Genomic DNA, 13,627 nt, shown 5'->3' on the forward strand with positions numbered 1-13,627 from the left:
AAATCGCGTCGCAGCCAGGCGTTGCTCTGGCCTCTGCACACCGCATTCCCTGCTTGCCGCGCGCGCCCTGCCGAACCGAAAGGCCGCAAGACAGATCCAATGCGGAGATTTCCGGGTGGAAATCTGCATCGGCTCATCTGTGGATATGCCGCAGGGAAATCGGGGCCGAAGGGGTCCTCGTCCGGCCTGAAAACGGCCTTCGGTCCCGAGACCGCAGGGGATTTTTGACCGGCGCGGGCAAGGGCCTTGTCGGTCAGATCGGGGCTCAGGTGTTCTGATGCCGCGCTCGATGGGGTCGAGGACAAAGGGCCCAGGGAAGGGTGGGGCTGTTGCTGAGATGGGACATGGCAGACCCCTCTGCCCATCTCTGCTTCAGGCCGCATCAGGCCCGGCTGCGAGGCGTGAAATCGTTCTGATCTTGGCAATCTTGCGATATTCGCGCGGCGTCATGCCGGTTTCCTGCCGGAAGGTGCGGTTGAAATTCGACAGGTTGGAAAACCCCGCCTCAAAGCCGGCATCGGTGATCGCGATATCTGTCTCAGCCAGAAGGCTGCAGACGCGGGAAATTCGTACCGCGCGCTGATAGTCCGTGAAGGTCATTCCCGTCAGCGCCCGGAAACTGCGCGAGAAGGCCGAGGGCGCCGCCCGGACACTCCTTGCCGCCTCATACATGGTGATGGCGGGGTTTGACTGCAGCAACTGGATGGCATCATTGACGCGGGCGTGGCGGCCGCTGGCATGCGGCGCATAGCCCGAGACAAAGCCAGGACTGGCCAGCAGCCTGATATTCTCTGCCCGGGCAAAAAGCGCCAGAATCCCGACAAAGAGGCCCAGCCCCTGGGCGGGCGGCGCCTGCTCCAGCGCAATCATCAGCGCGCCTGCCTCAGCGGCCTCTTCTCCACGCAATTCGATGCCCCGTTCTGCCAGCGGCAGAAGCGTCTGAAGCGGGCGCAGTTCCGCGAGGCGCGGCCCGGCATCCAGAAGATGCCCGGCATTGAATTGCAGCACATAGTCACGGCCAGGCGCGACAAGCCCGGGGGACACCCAGTTATGCGGCAGATTGCTGCCGCAAAGCGCGATATGACCGGGTTCAAAACTGCCGATATGGTCACCGACATAGACGAAACCGCGGGCTTCGGGGATGAAATGGATCTCCCATTCGGGATGGTAGTTCCAGGTACAAAGCGGGTGCGGGTAGTCATCGCGCCGTATCAGATAGGAACGCTCCTCGGGAATGCGGATGCTTTCGCGCGTAGCCTCGGTGGGGCGGAGCGCCAGCGGCAGAGGCGAATCGCTGTCTTCCGACAGATCGACCAGGCGGTGCCGCTGCAGCCTTGTTTGCGCCAAAGGTGGTGATTTCTGCATCTGCAAACGCTGTTTTCTGGTAGATTACTGCATAATAGTATCAGAAATGCGCAAGTGAAAAGCTAGTGACAACGACGCTTTCAGGAAACTCTTAAGGAGCACATTCGGGGAAAACCCCGGGCTCTTGGGAGGAGACCACTGTGAAACGGACATTTGCATCCGCCAGCATCCTGGCGGTTCTTTTTAGCACTGCCGCCTGGGCGGAACCTATCTGCAACAATGACTTGCGCATTCTGGCGCAGCCCCGGGACGGGCTGACCCTGCTGGAGGAATATGTCGATGAATTCGAAGAGCTTTCCGGAGCGGGCTTTGAGATCGACTATCTGAACGAGAATGACCGTCGCGCGAAATCACAGGCCGATGCCTCGACCGTCGGCAGCTACGATGTGTATTATGTTGATGAGGCCAACCTGCCGCTCTTTGCCTCTTCGGGCTGGATCGTGCCGCTGGACGGCTATTACCCTTCTGAATACGATTATGAAGATTTCGACGCCGGGATGCGCACGGTCGCCAGCTATGAGGGCAAGCAATGGTTTGCCCCGATCCAGGGCGGCGGCGATCTGCTGGTCTGGCGCACCGACCTGCTGGAGGCGGCCGGAATCGCGCCGCCCACGACCTGGGAAGAATACACCGCCGCCGTGGCCGCGCTGCATGATCCCTCGAAGGGGATCTACGGCGTCGCCCTGCGCGGCCAGCGTGGATCTGGCGCGAATGTCTGGCGCTGGCTGCCGCTGTTTGCAGCCAATGGTGGCAAATGGGTCGATGAGAGCGGCGCCTTCGCCTTCAACTCGGAGGCCGCAGTCAAGGCGACCGAAGAGTATCTGGCTTTGTTCAAATATTCCGCGCCCGGCACCCAGACCGGATCGTTCGATGAATCGACCGGGGCTTTCCGCTCCGGCAAGGTTGCGCTGATCATCGAATCCGCACCGCTCGGCGCGATGTCGAAAGACCCGTCGCAAAGCCAGGTCGTGGATGTGGTGGCTTTCGCGCCCCCGCCCACACCGCTGCCGGGCTCGGGCTATGCCCATGGTTTCGCGATTGCCAGCAAGGCGAACCCGGATGATGCGGAGAAGGCCTGCGCCGGCCTGTTTGTGGCCTGGTCCACCTCGAAAGAGCAGGAGGCACGTCGTCTGGCCAAGGGGCAGCCAGGCGAGCTGACCCGCAAGAGCACTTATGAAAGCCCGGAATATGTGGCGACCTTTGGCGAGAACCTCTCGGTCGCCATGGCCGCAACGGGCGCGAAGACCGAGGTGCTGTTCTGGCAGGATCCGCGCTGGCAGGAGCTGGGCAATGCCTGGGGTATCTTGCTGGAAGAGCTGATCACCGGCTCGCGCACCGATGTGAAGGGCGCGCTGAACGAGCTCGATACCTTCGCCAAATCTCTCTGAGTGCAGTGACGCGTGCGGGGCACCTTTCCAGGGTGCCCCCTATTCCCGACTTCCGGGGGGAATCCGATGAGACAAAGAACAGCCCTTCCCTATCTCTTCCTTGGCCCCGCGCTGGTGGTGCTGGTCATCCTGGCCGCAGTTCCAACCATCTATGCGGTCAATATCTCGCTGCAAAACCGCACCCTCAGCGCGCCGGATGCCGATTACGTCTGGTTCGCCAATTATCTGCGTCTTTTCTCGGATGACCGCTTTCTGAACGCGCTCTGGGTCTCGCTGAAATGGGAACTGCTGACGGTCTCGGCCACGATGGTGGTGGGGATTGGCCTCGCACTTGCGATGTTCGAGGCGGCGAACGCGCGCTGGCGGGCGATCCTGTGCCTGCTTTTCATCATCCCGGTTTTGCTGCCGCGGGTCTGTGCCGCTTTCGTGTGGAAATTCTCATTCCATCCGCTTTACGGCGCCACGACCTGGCCGGTGCGGGCGCTGACCGGCGAAACGCCTGATCTTCTTGCGACACCCTGGGGCGCGATGTTGGCCGTGGCCTTTGTCGATGTCTGGCAATGGGGGCTGTTTTTCGCTGTCATCATCCTGAAACTTCTGGAATCCCTGCCGCCGCAACCGATCGAGGCCGCAAGGATCGACCGCGCTAAGGGCTGGGAAATCCACAGCTTCATCACGCTTCCGATGCTGAAATTGCCGCTGATATCCCTGGTGCTGGTCAAGGCAATCGAGTCGCTGCGCTCTTTCGATCTCGTCTATGTGATGACGCGGGGCGGGCCAGGAATTTCGACAGAAACCCTTGATATGTATGCCTATTCCCAGGGCTTCATCGAGGCCGGCAATATCTCATATGCCTCATCTATGGCGGTGATTATGATGGTGCTGACCGTGGTTATGTTCACCACGATCTGGAAGCGGGTGCAGAAATGAAGCTTTCAACCCTTCTTCTGCGCCTCTTGCTGATATTGGCCGGGCTGCTCGTTGTGCTGCCGCTTTTGTGGACGCTGCTCAATGCCTTCAAGACCAATGCCGATCTGCTGGTCTCGACGCCGAAACTGTTCTTCACGCCGGTGTGGGACAATATGGATTATGTGCTGAACCGCCGTTCAGTGGCGCGGGCGCTGGTCAATTCGCTGATCATCTGTTCCTCGGCGGTGGCGCTTGGTGCGCTGCTTGGCGTGCCGGCAGCCTATGTGATCGCGCGGTACAAAAACCGGGTCACGCGTGAGGCCCAGTTCTTCGCCCTGTCGCTGCGCTTCCTTCCGCCGGTCGCGGTGGCGATCCCGATGATGGTGATCTGGCTGGGCCTTGGCCTTTATGACAGCCGCCTGTCGCTGATCGTGACCTATATGACGATCACGGTCTCGATCACGATCTGGCTGTCAATCCCGGCCTTCGAGCGGGTGCCGATGGCCGTCGAAGAGGCTGCCCGCGTCGACCGTCTTGGCCCCTACGCCACCTTCTTCCTGATCGCATTGCCGATTGCGCGGCTCCAGATCCTCTCAGCCATCGCGTTTTCCTTCATCCTGGTCTGGAACGAGTTCCTGCTGGCGATGATGCTGACCACCTCGCGGGCCAAGACACTGCCGATCATAGCCTCCGAGATGTCGCAGCTTGGCATGAATGTGCCCTGGGGCATCCTGAATGCCGCCGTGGTGCTCTTGTCGCTGCCGCCTCTGATCCTGCTTGCGCTGATCGGCGCCGGGATGAACTCCGCTTTTTCCAGAAAATCCGCTCAGGACTGACAAAAAATGAAAGCTCTCGTTCTTGAACGTGTCGGCGAACTCGCCCTGCGCGATATCGACCTGCCGACCCGGATGGGCCCCGATGATGTGCGCATCCGCCTGCATACGGTGGGAATCTGTGGCTCGGATGTGCATTACTATACCCATGGCCGGATCGGTGATTTCGTGGTGAACGCGCCGATGGTGCTGGGGCATGAGGCTTCGGGCACGGTGATCGGGGTTGGCGCGAATGTCCGCCACCTGGCTGTCGGAGACAGGGTCTGTATGGAGCCGGGCATTCCCGATCCGACCTCGCGTGCCACGAAGCTCGGGATCTACAATGTTGATCCGGCAGTGACATTCTGGGCGACGCCGCCGGTGCATGGCGTTCTGGTGCCGGAAACCGTGCATCCGGCCGCCTTCACCTACCGCCTGCCCGACACTGTCTCCTTTGCCGAAGGCGCGATGGTCGAGCCTTTCGCCGTCGGCATGCAAGCCGCCAAACGCGCGCGGATCGAGCCGGGTGATACCGCCGTGGTGATCGGCGCGGGCACGATCGGCATCATGGTGGCGCTGGCAGCCCTTGCCGGAGGCTGCGCGCGGGTGCTGATCTCGGACCTGTCCGCAACAAAGCTTGCCATTGCGGCCGGTTATAAGGGGATCACCGGCATCAATATCCGCGAGATGTCGCTGCCCGAAGTCGTCGCGCGCGAAACCGAAGGCTGGGGCACCGATATCGTTTTTGAATGTTCGGGCGCCGCCCCGGCGATGAAGGATCTGTTCCGCATCCTGCGCCCGGGCGGCACGGTGGTTTTCGTCGGCCTGCCACCGGATCCGGTGGCGCTGGACATTTCAGGCGCCACGGCCCGCGAATGCCGGATGGAGACGGTGTTCCGCTATGCCAATGTCTATGATCGCGCGCTGGCCCTGATCGGCGCCGGCAAGGTGGATCTGAAACCGCTGATCTCGGCCACCTTTCCGTTCGAGGACAGCATTGCCGCCTTTGAACGCGCGGCCGAGGCGCGGCCCGAAGATGTGAAACTCCAGATCCTGGTCAATCCGGCAAGCGAGGCTGAGTGAGATGGCACATGTAGAATGCCGCAATATCCGCAAATCCTATGGCGGGCATGAGGTTATCCGCGATTTCAACCTCTCGGTTTCCGACCATGAATTCGTGGCTTTTCTTGGCCCTTCGGGCTGCGGGAAATCGACGATCCTGCGCATGGTGGCAGGGCTGGAGGAAATCTCCGGCGGCGATCTGATGATCGGGGGGGCGCGGATGAATGATCGCGACCCAGGGGATCGCGGCATCGCCATGGTGTTCCAGAATTACGCGCTTTATCCGCATATGTCGGTGCGCGGCAACATCACGTTCGCGCTTGAACGCGCGGGCGTGGCAAAAGATGAGATCGCGCGCCGCCTTGGCGCGGTGGTCGAGACGCTGGGGCTGGGGGCCTATCTTGAGCGCAAGCCGACCGAATTGTCGGGCGGTCAGCAGCAACGCGTCGCCATCGCCCGCGCGATGATCAAGACACCCGAGGTCTTTCTGTTCGATGAACCGCTCTCCAACCTTGATGCGCGGCTGCGCGGGCATTTGCGGGTCGAAATCGCAAAGCTGCACCGTGCGCTGAAAACCACCTCGATCTATGTCACCCATGACCAGCTGGAAGCGATGACTCTGGCGGACCGGATCGTTCTGATGAACCAGGGCCGGATCGAACAGATGGGTACGCCGGAAGAGATCTATACCCGTCCCGCCACACTGTTCGCGGCGGGGTTCATCGGCACGCCGAACATGAATTTCCTCGAATTAGAGGCCGCCGAAGGCCGGCTTCGCGATGGGGTGCTGGACCTTGCGGCTCCTTTCGCACTGGCTCCGGGAAAAGTGACGCTGGGGATCCGGCCGGGGGCGGTTAAGCTGGTCGCCGAAGGAGACCCCGGCGCCTTCCCGGTCCTGGCCGAGCGGGACGAATTCCACGGTGAAACCCGGCTTCTGGCGCTCAGAAGCGGGTCGCAGAGTTTGCTCGCAGCGATTCCTGCCACAGTAAGAATTGCCGAGGGCGAGCGTCTGTGGGCCAGAGTTGAGGAAGCGGCAATGCATGTTTTCGATACAGGCAGCGGCATGCGCCTCGCCGCATGACCGGCGGCTTCCGAAGGCTTACACCAAGGCATCTGCCCGGCACGTCCGGCAGCAAAGGGCAGCTGGTGTTGCACACCTGGCTGGTGATGGCGGTTTGATTGCAGATCTCCGCGCCGGCGGAGAGGTTCAGTGCCAAATCACCCTGCAGCGCGCGCCGCTGCCGGAACCGGCCCGCACGGGAGGCCAGCATCCAGGGGATGGCCCAGGGCGGTCTGATCAGCTCTTCGCCTGCCTGGCAGACACAGACCTCGCGTTTCGGATCACGGGCGAAACCGGTCTTCACACAGATGCCCCTGGCAGCATTACCGTGATGGCCGGGCGCAGCACGGTGGTGGTGATGCCCGTGAATAACCCTTGTCGGCAATGGCGTGCAGGTCGTCGCGGTGGCGGCCTCTTTGGCTGCGATCCCCATCGGGCTGAGCTGGTCGCGGTCAAACCCTGACCGGAGACCTCATGCACGACGATGATGGGGCTCCCGACAACAATGGCGCGTTGAACAGTATAGCCGGCCATGCTGCTGTTTCGGGCGCTCGTCGCCATTGCGCGGGCGTCCGGATCGGTGAGGGAGAACTGCCGGTCCGGGGCATCGGCCAGGGCTTTGCCTGTCGCCTGCAGTCGCACTATTGCCTGCCGGATGCAGCCGTAGCGGCGGGTCAGGAGCATGGCGGGCTACCGCCATGCAGGCACGCCCAGGCCGGCGATTTCCGCACGGCACGTTGATCTGCTGCGAGATTCGGGGCGCGTCGGTTCCTCCCGCTGCAGGTCTGCCGCTGCCCGCGCGTGGCCAGAACATGCCAAACGGTCTGGTCGTCGATGGCCCCAAGGGCTGGCTGCAACCGGCCACCACCGGCTTCCTTGCCTGTGTTTCGACCATCAAAGGGCAGAGATCGCGCGCCGTAACAGGAAGATGACGTGTCGGGCATAAAAATTATTGACTGATTGGTAAAAATAACCGGTGCTATAAGTCAGGAACCCGGAGTGCGCCATGCCCTATGAGCTTGCTACAAACTTCACAGGTCTTCAGTTCGTAAACCCCTTCGTTCTGGCCTCTGCGCCGCCGACCGAAAGCAAAGCCAAAATCCTCAGGGCATTCGAGGCGGGCTGGGGAGGGGTCGTCACCAAGACCATCGGCATGCACCCGGTTGAAAACGTGGCCGGTCCGAAAACCATCTATCAGCGCGCCAGCGACACCAAACCCTATGTCTCGCGCTACAAGCGGCCTGACACCGTGTCCCATTCATCCTGGAACTGGGAACTGATCTCGGACCAGCCGCTGGATCTGTGGCTGCCGGATCTGGAAGAGATCAAGACCACTTATCCGGACCGTATGCTCATCGGCTCGATCATGGCCGGCGCCGGCGGTGAAGAGGAAATGGAACACTGGCGCAAGCTCGCCCGGTCTGTCGTGGCAGCCGGATGCGATGCGATCGAGCTGAACATGTCCTGCCCCCATATGGACCGCAAGGATATGGGCGCGCATATCGCCAATGATGAGACGATCATCCGACAGGTGCTGAGGGCCGTGAAAGAGGCGGTTTCCGTTCCGATCTGGGTCAAGCTGACGCCGTCCTCCTCGTCGCTGATTGACGGCGCGCGCGCGGCCTATGACGCCGGTGCGGCCTCGATTTCACTGTGCAACACCTTCCCCTCATTGCCACTGATGGACCCCGAGACCCTGAAATTCGAGGTCGAGGTAGACGGGTTCGTCACCTCCGGCGGCCTCGGCGGGCTGGCCATCCTGCATCAGGCGCTCCAGCGGGTTTCCGATATCGCGCGCGCCTGTCCCGACAAGGCGATTTCCGGCATAGGCGGGATCCGTGGGTTTCGCGAAGCCTTCAACTTCATTGTCCATGGGGCCGGAAACCTGCAGGTCTGCACCGCAGCGATGGAGGACAAGGGCAGCGGCGGCGTCGGCACCAATCTCATCAAAGAGCTGACGGGCGATCTTGGCGACTACATGGAGCGCAAGGGATATGCCTCGATTGAAGAGTTTCGCGGGATTGCCTGCGAAAGGGTCGTCGAACATTCCCGGATCCGCCGCAAAAGCGAGGCCTATAACGGCGGCTACGAGCAATCCGCTTAGCCGCGCCCCGTATTGTACGCCGCTGGAACTGCGCGCATCCCACCGGTTGCGCCCGGTGCAGGGGGGTGGTGGGACACAGCGCCCGTCAGGCTCTGCGTTCCCCGGACCGCAGATCAGGAGAACCCGGAGGAAACCTCAGGACGGACCCAGACCATCGCATCCGGTCCACGCGGGTCGACAGAATAAAATTCCGGCCGGACGCGAAGATTGCCGCAGATCCTGACCTGGGTATCCGGTTCGCGCGCCCCCTGGCGCCCGGGATGCTGGTGTCGGCGATCAGGGCAAAGATCTCTCGGCAACAGTCGTGTTTCGTAATCGTTTCCTGGCTCCCAGCTTCCGGCTCTCATCGTGATGGGTTCTTTGGACCCTGGTGCTTGTTGGAATAGATTTTCTCCATGGAGACTACATTGGAGGTTCTCCCGTTTGGCGGTCGTGGCCGTCGGAACCGGAAGTGGCCTGATGAGGTGATGGACCGCGTTGTGCCGTGGGCGCTGTGGAGCGGCCCGAGATCATCGCGGGCGCGGTGGCGATCCGTTTGGAAACCGGAGCCTCGGCGGAGCGGATTGCGTCGGTCGTGCGCGCCCTGGCTGCCAGCCCATGATGTTCCCCTTGAACCGGGTGCGGATCATGGTCGCGACGAAGCCGGTCGATTTCCGGAAGGGGCATGACGGCCTGGCTGCACTGGTGTCGTCGGTGCGGCGCAAGGATCCGTTCACGGGCACGGTGTTTATGTTCCGCTCGCGCCGGGCTGACAGGCTGAAGCTGCTTTAGTGGGATGGCACGGGTCTGGTGATGGCCTGCAAGCAACTGGAGGAGGCGCAGCGCGCGGCGGTTCAGGCGTTGCTGGAAGAGGTGGCGGCCCTCAAGGATATCACCAGACGCCAGGAACATCTGATCGCCGAGCTGAACCATGCGCAGCATGGCAAGCGGTCGGAAAAGCTGACCGAGGCTGAGCGGCAGCTGGCGTTCGAGGACTTGTCCATCGCGCTGGCTGAGGCGGAGGCGGAGAAGGAAGAGCGGGCCGCCCAGGCGGGTGACGGAGCAACAAGGCCTGCCCCCAACGGCATAGAGCCCTTCGCCTGTCTCAAGGCCACCCTCACTGCGATCGCCAAAGGCCATCCGCAAAGCGACATCGACGATCCCCTGCCATGGAACTTCAAGCCGTAAAGCTAAGCCGCCGGTCGGGGCCAGCGAACGCTTACAGCCGTTCCTGACCAGGGCGAGCCATTATGCGCCTGGTTCAGGAGCAATGGCGGGCGGCCCTGCCGCACGCCCCGAAAGTGTCGGGAATCAAGCCCTGGAACGCCCTTGGTTCGAGTGACCAGGCCAGGGTCCACAGACCAGCGCCAGAGCGGCACCGGCCTGTGACTGCTGCGCCCGCTTGCGGCAAGGGGACAGGTCAGATGGACGGTATCGGAAAATAAGGTGATGCTCCGGGCCAGCGAATCCGTCGATATCGACTGGCCGGCCAAAGCCTCCGCCGCGCAATCCTTTGGCCGGCCGCAGGGCCGTCTTTCGGGGTGCTTGATGCGCGCTGCCGCACATCTTCCTGACGCTGGCGGCGGGAACTTTCTACGGGTTGGCCAGTCTGTCATTCCTGACGGCGGCCAATCCCGGCCATGTCCAGCGAAAGACGGAAAGGCGATGGCAGAGCGGAAGCGTACACCTTCCGGCGGCAGATGCCTTCAGAATACAATTGCCAAAGGGCATCGGGAAGGCAGACGCGTCCGGTGCCACCTTCTCTTCACCAAAATTACATCTGTCCTGCCGCAACGAGAAAAATGCCCTACCTCTGCGGCAGCAAGGGTAGGGCCGCCCGCCCGATAAGCTGTCTCTGATCGCATTTCACAAGTGCGGGCAGAAACAGACCAGGCTTTACTGAGTATCCGGCGTGCTGCCGCCGCCGCCCGCAGCAACGGCAAGACCAACAGCCGCCGCTGCCGCCGCCGCTGCACCACCGCCAAGACCGACAGCGCCCGCAGCGAGCGGAGCGAAGCCCGTTGCTTCTCCGCAACGCACAATTATCCGGTTACTGGTTTCGCTTTCGTAGGACGCTTCCGTGACAGCCTTATCCGCCCCGCAGCTTCCAAGTTCAGTTGCATAGGCGACCAGCTCCTCCGTGGACATGCGGCCCTGGCTGGCCGCGACAAGAGGAGTGAAAACGAAACCGAAGGTTACAAATACAGCCGGAACAAAAGGTCTCATGGATGCCTCCTTCAATAGATAGATGAGACTGCTATCACAGAACACGCCGGGCGCCTAGTCACTGTGCGAGACCAGGTGAACTGAACAGGCTGCACCCGCATCGCCGCCAATCTGCCCAGAGCAGGGCCCGGGCACTTATAGTGGACCCGGGAGCGTCGCGAACCACCTTTGGATATGGCGAACGGCGTTCCCGACAGTTTTAATCGAAAGCCAGAAGTTTTGTAGTCAGCCATTCATCGCGGCTCTGAAATGTCGGAATTGCGATTCCCGGATTGAAGTGTTCGCCGCTGTTCCGAGGCGATTAAGAGCTATCTGTCCCAAGGTGTTTTTGCGCTGTCTGCAAGTTTCATCGCCGCTATCCTCATCATCCTTACCAGACGCCTGCATGGCCGGTTCTCGCTGGACAGTGATCCAGGCGTGCAGAATCTGCATAAGATCCCGACCCCGGGAATCGGCGGTGTAGCCCTTCTGGCAGGCGCCGTCGCCGGTGGTCTTGCCCAGCCAGCGGAATCGGCAACCCTCTGGTGGCTGGTCTGCCTTGCCACTTTACCGGCGTTCATTTCCGGTCTTGCCGAAGACATCACCAAACGGGTCGGGGTGAGGGAACGGCTCGCGGCCACGATTATCGCCGGCCTGATCTTTTGACTGCTGACCGGCTTCCAGATCCGCGCAACCGGGATTCCGGGGCTGGACCAGGTTCTCGCTTTCGGGGTTCCATCGCTCTTGTTCACCGCCTTTGCCATCGGAGGCATCGCCAATGCCTTCAGTCTTATCGACGGGATGAACGGCCTCGCCTCTGGCACGGCGATCATGATTCTCATCGGCTTTGCGCTGATCAGCTGGCAACAGGGCGATACCGCGATGATGGGCGTTTGCCTGGCGGCGATCGCAGTCATGCTGCCGGCGCGAAATCCCGAGCTGTCGCCGCTTATGCCACTGCTGGCTTTGGCCTGTCCGGTGATTGAAACGCTGGTCTCGATCCATCGCCGCCTTGTGCGCGAGGGCGGCCATCCGGGCCGGCCGGACCGGTTGCATCTGCCCAGCCTTGTTTAGCGCAGCGTAGCGCGCGATCTGGCCCAGACTCTTGGGGGCGCCGCAACTGCGCAACCGCCTTACATCTGTTCCTATCTGGGCATTGCCGCTGCTGACCTCGGCACTGAGCGTCCTCTGTGCGACCAGCAGTTCAATGGTCCTGGCAAGCCTGCTGATCGTCATGCTGTTCTATCTGAGCGCCTGTCGCCGCGTCGCGCTGATCCGCAAAGGGCCGGTGCGGCGCGGGCTATGGCTGCGCTTGTTCGCGCTTGACTGAAGGATTGCCGAAAACGGCGCCTGCGACAGCCGACAATACGCCAAGGCTGTGACCTGCTTTTGCCGGCCCCTCACCGCAAAGGCCAGCGCAGGCTTCGGAACCGGCGCCGGATCGCGTTTGCCGTAACATTCAGGCTTCCGGATTGCCGCAGCCGGTGCCGGGTTTTCCTGTGGGTGGATTGGATTCGGGCATTGGCATCAGGTGGCTCTTCCCCTATCCAGACAGGAGTTAGTCAGGAGCCTGGTCATTGGGTCAATGACCGTCCTATTGCCTGTTGACCCGATGTTTCCATCGAAAACTAATTTGTCGGAGCTGGAATGAAAATCTGGATTGCCGTCCTCCTTGCTTTGGTGTCGCTTGCGGCCTGTGATGTGACCCGCACGGATTTTCCCGTCCGCACCGAGGCTGTGCGGACCGAGGTGGAAGAGCTCGCGACCAATGTCGCCATCGTCAAGCTCTCGGCGGATAATATCGAGGCCTTCAACAAGCCGCGCAACCTTGGTGGCTCACGGACAACGATGCCCTCGGGTGATGGCTGGGATTATAAGGTCGGTGTCGGCGACGTGCTCGACATCGTGGTCTGGGACTATCCCGAACTGACGATGCCGGCCGGCGAAGGGCGCACGCCGCAGGAATCGGGTCTGCGCGTGCAGGCAGATGGCACCTTCTTTTACCCGCATGTCGGCCAGATCCAGGCGCGTGGCCGCAACCCGGAACAGATCCGCAGCGATCTGACGCGACGGCTGGGCGAATTCATTCCCAATCCGCAGATCGAAGTGCGGGTCGTCAGCTATAAATCCCAGGCGATCTCGGTGACCGGCGAGGTCAGCAAACCAAGCCGCCAGGCGCTGACCGATGTGGCACTGACCCTTCTCGATGCGATTGACGCGGCCGGCGGCCTGACCGCCGAGGCCGATGCCAGGGCCGTGCTTGTGCGCCGCCAGGGCCGCAGCTTTACCGTCGATCTGGAGGCCTTCCTTGAAAACGGCGTGGGCGCCAACAATCCGACGCTGCGCGCGGGTGATGTCGTCTCGGTGCCGCGCCGCGGCCTGCAGGAGGCCTATCTGCTGGGGCAGATCGTCAAACCCTCGACCGTCGATCTGACGCGCGAGAATGTCACCCTGACCCAGGCACTGACCCGGGTGGGCGGCCTGCGCGAGGAAAGCGCCGATGCACGCGGCATCTTTGTCTTCCGTGACACCCCGATGGGGATCACCGTCTACCAGCTCGATGCCTCGAATCCGGCGGCCTATCTGATCGGCACAAGGTTCATCCTGCATCCGCAGGATGTGATCTACGTTACCTCTGCGCCGCTCCATCGCTGGAACCGCGTCATTTCCAGCCTCCTGCCGACCCTTGCCACCGTGCGGGCGGCAGATAGTATCAGTACGAATTGAGGGCAGGAGATGTTCG

14 protein-coding genes and 1 pseudogene are annotated in these 13,627 nt (G+C 61.9%); 12 read left to right on the forward strand and 3 right to left on the reverse strand.

Going from position 1 to position 13,627, the window contains the following annotated elements; all coding sequences use genetic code 11:
• Positions 1-372: 372 nt before the first annotated feature.
• The gene (locus tag DRF71_RS10665) at positions 373-1,365 is read right to left on the reverse strand and encodes an AraC family transcriptional regulator (RefSeq protein WP_112310531.1); all 993 of its coding nucleotides are present in this window, start codon (positions 1,363-1,365) and stop codon (positions 373-375) included.
• Positions 1,366-1,505: 140 nt separating this feature from the next.
• Between DRF71_RS10665 and DRF71_RS10670 the strand changes: the two genes are divergently transcribed.
• From DRF71_RS10670 to DRF71_RS10690, 5 genes are all read left to right on the forward strand, one after another.
• A complete protein-coding gene (locus DRF71_RS10670) occupies positions 1,506-2,753 on the forward strand; it encodes an ABC transporter substrate-binding protein (protein ID WP_112310532.1) in 1,248 nt (415 codons plus the stop codon).
• A gap of 66 nt (positions 2,754-2,819) precedes the next feature.
• Positions 2,820-3,683 (forward strand): carbohydrate ABC transporter permease, encoded by an 864-nt coding sequence (locus DRF71_RS10675; protein WP_112310533.1) that lies wholly within the window; start codon positions 2,820-2,822, stop codon positions 3,681-3,683.
• A complete protein-coding gene (locus DRF71_RS10680; RefSeq protein WP_112310534.1) occupies positions 3,680-4,498 on the forward strand; it encodes a carbohydrate ABC transporter permease in 819 nt (272 codons plus the stop codon). The genes DRF71_RS10675 and DRF71_RS10680 overlap by 4 nt, the downstream gene beginning before the upstream one ends.
• 6 nt (positions 4,499-4,504) lie before the next feature.
• Positions 4,505-5,557 (forward strand): NAD(P)-dependent alcohol dehydrogenase, encoded by a 1,053-nt coding sequence (locus DRF71_RS10685; protein WP_112310535.1) that lies wholly within the window; start codon positions 4,505-4,507, stop codon positions 5,555-5,557.
• 1 nt (position 5,558) lies between these two features.
• On the forward strand, positions 5,559-6,617 hold the full coding sequence (locus DRF71_RS10690; RefSeq protein WP_112310536.1) for an ABC transporter ATP-binding protein: 1,059 nt from the start codon (positions 5,559-5,561) through the stop codon (positions 6,615-6,617).
• A 217-nt stretch (positions 6,618-6,834) separates the two neighbouring features.
• On the opposite strand, the pseudogene DRF71_RS10695 reads toward DRF71_RS10690, so the two are convergent.
• A pseudogene (locus tag DRF71_RS10695) lies at positions 6,835-7,274 on the reverse strand (IS5/IS1182 family transposase); the annotation flags it as partial.
• A gap of 328 nt (positions 7,275-7,602) precedes the next feature.
• Here DRF71_RS10695 and DRF71_RS10700 point away from each other — a divergent pair.
• The 3 genes from DRF71_RS10700 (at position 7,603) to DRF71_RS10710 (ending at position 9,867) form a co-directional block, all read left to right on the forward strand.
• The gene (locus tag DRF71_RS10700; protein WP_112310538.1) at positions 7,603-8,700 is read left to right on the forward strand and encodes a tRNA-dihydrouridine synthase; all 1,098 of its coding nucleotides are present in this window, start codon (positions 7,603-7,605) and stop codon (positions 8,698-8,700) included.
• 627 nt (positions 8,701-9,327) lie between these two features.
• On the forward strand, positions 9,328-9,471 hold the full coding sequence (gene tnpB, locus DRF71_RS27400) for an IS66 family insertion sequence element accessory protein TnpB (RefSeq protein WP_157971037.1): 144 nt from the start codon (positions 9,328-9,330) through the stop codon (positions 9,469-9,471).
• Positions 9,472-9,492: 21 nt separating this feature from the next.
• Positions 9,493-9,867, forward strand: a complete 375-nt coding sequence (locus tag DRF71_RS10710) for a transposase domain-containing protein (protein WP_232831443.1) — start codon at positions 9,493-9,495, stop codon at positions 9,865-9,867.
• Positions 9,868-10,575: 708 nt separating this feature from the next.
• On the opposite strand, the gene DRF71_RS10715 is transcribed toward DRF71_RS10710, so the two are convergent.
• A complete protein-coding gene (locus DRF71_RS10715; RefSeq protein ID WP_157971038.1) occupies positions 10,576-10,905 on the reverse strand; it encodes a hypothetical protein in 330 nt (109 codons plus the stop codon).
• A 417-nt stretch (positions 10,906-11,322) separates the two neighbouring features.
• Between DRF71_RS10715 and DRF71_RS28590 the strand changes: the two genes are divergently transcribed.
• The 4 genes from DRF71_RS28590 to DRF71_RS10725 all read left to right on the forward strand — a co-directional run bounded on the left by DRF71_RS28590 (position 11,323) and on the right by DRF71_RS10725 (position 13,611).
• A complete protein-coding gene (locus DRF71_RS28590; RefSeq protein WP_232831444.1) occupies positions 11,323-11,550 on the forward strand; it encodes an MraY family glycosyltransferase in 228 nt (75 codons plus the stop codon).
• A gap of 42 nt (positions 11,551-11,592) precedes the next feature.
• Complete coding sequence (locus DRF71_RS28595) at positions 11,593-11,958, forward strand: hypothetical protein (protein WP_232831520.1); 366 nt, start codon at positions 11,593-11,595, stop codon at positions 11,956-11,958.
• 133 nt (positions 11,959-12,091) lie between these two features.
• Positions 12,092-12,214, forward strand: a complete 123-nt coding sequence (locus DRF71_RS29030; protein WP_269814360.1) for a hypothetical protein — start codon at positions 12,092-12,094, stop codon at positions 12,212-12,214.
• Positions 12,215-12,531: 317 nt separating this feature from the next.
• Entirely contained in the window at positions 12,532-13,611 is a 1,080-nt protein-coding gene (locus tag DRF71_RS10725; protein ID WP_112310540.1) for a polysaccharide biosynthesis/export family protein, read from the forward strand.
• Positions 13,612-13,627: the final 16 nt, after the last annotated feature.

It is taken from the genome of Pseudogemmobacter bohemicus, assembly GCF_003290025.1.
GTDB lineage: Bacteria > Pseudomonadota > Alphaproteobacteria > Rhodobacterales > Rhodobacteraceae > Pseudogemmobacter > Pseudogemmobacter bohemicus.

Excerpts from the sequence above, each read along its gene's own strand:
- DRF71_RS10710 (WP_232831443.1), top strand. The coding sequence starts at position 9,493 with ATGGCCTGCAAGCAACTGGAGGAGGCGCAGCGCGCGGCGGTTCAGGCG.
- DRF71_RS10680 (WP_112310534.1), top strand. The coding sequence starts at position 3,680 with ATGAAGCTTTCAACCCTTCTTCTGCGCCTCTTGCTGATATTGGCCGGG.
- DRF71_RS10690 (WP_112310536.1), top strand. The coding sequence starts at position 5,559 with ATGGCACATGTAGAATGCCGCAATATCCGCAAATCCTATGGCGGGCAT.
- DRF71_RS10675 (WP_112310533.1), top strand. The coding sequence starts at position 2,820 with ATGAGACAAAGAACAGCCCTTCCCTATCTCTTCCTTGGCCCCGCGCTG.
- DRF71_RS10725 (WP_112310540.1), top strand. The coding sequence starts at position 12,532 with ATGAAAATCTGGATTGCCGTCCTCCTTGCTTTGGTGTCGCTTGCGGCC.
- DRF71_RS10715 (WP_157971038.1), bottom strand. The coding sequence starts at position 10,905 with ATGAGACCTTTTGTTCCGGCTGTATTTGTAACCTTCGGTTTCGTTTTC.
- DRF71_RS29030 (WP_269814360.1), top strand. The coding sequence starts at position 12,092 with ATGGTCCTGGCAAGCCTGCTGATCGTCATGCTGTTCTATCTGAGCGCC.
- DRF71_RS10685 (WP_112310535.1), top strand. The coding sequence starts at position 4,505 with ATGAAAGCTCTCGTTCTTGAACGTGTCGGCGAACTCGCCCTGCGCGAT.
- tnpB (WP_157971037.1), top strand. The coding sequence starts at position 9,328 with ATGGTCGCGACGAAGCCGGTCGATTTCCGGAAGGGGCATGACGGCCTG.
- DRF71_RS10700 (WP_112310538.1), top strand. The coding sequence starts at position 7,603 with ATGCCCTATGAGCTTGCTACAAACTTCACAGGTCTTCAGTTCGTAAAC.
- DRF71_RS10665 (WP_112310531.1), bottom strand. The coding sequence starts at position 1,365 with ATGCAGAAATCACCACCTTTGGCGCAAACAAGGCTGCAGCGGCACCGC.